General features: G+C 67.7%; 1 protein-coding gene. It reads left to right on the forward strand.

What is annotated here, in order from left to right; translation table 11 throughout:
* Positions 1 to 16 precede the first annotated feature (16 nt).
* Positions 17 to 399, forward strand: a 383-nt coding sequence (locus FVA95_RS29515) for a UTRA domain-containing protein (RefSeq protein WP_161992543.1), incomplete at its 3' end; no start/stop codon positions are given.

The following is a 399-nucleotide window of genomic DNA, read 5'->3' on the forward strand; positions in this document are numbered from 1 at the left end:
CATTGAGATCGTGACGGTGTCCCCGGACGTCGCGAAGGTCATCGGTGAGGAGGAGGCCGTCGTCAAGCGCCGGCGGATGTGGGTCGGTGGCGTGCCGACCCAGCTCGCTGACTCTTACATCCCGGCCAGCGTGGACCGAGAGATCGGCTATTCCGCCGGTCAGACGGCCCCTGGCGGCATCTACGGGCTCCTGGAGGCCAACGGCCACGAGATCGTCCGCTATCGCGAGCGGCTCCGTGCGCGCCTCGCGATGCAGGAAGAGGCGATCGCGCTGGAGCTGCCGCTCGGGGCACCGGTGGTGGTCCTGGTCCGCCACGCGATCGACCAGGACGGCAAGGTCGTCGAGTACTTCGACTCGGTCGCAGCGGCTGACCGGCACATCTACGACTACGAGTTCGA

The sequence above is a fragment of the Pseudonocardia sp. EV170527-09 genome (assembly GCF_008369905.1).
Lineage (GTDB): Bacteria > Actinomycetota > Actinomycetes > Mycobacteriales > Pseudonocardiaceae > Pseudonocardia.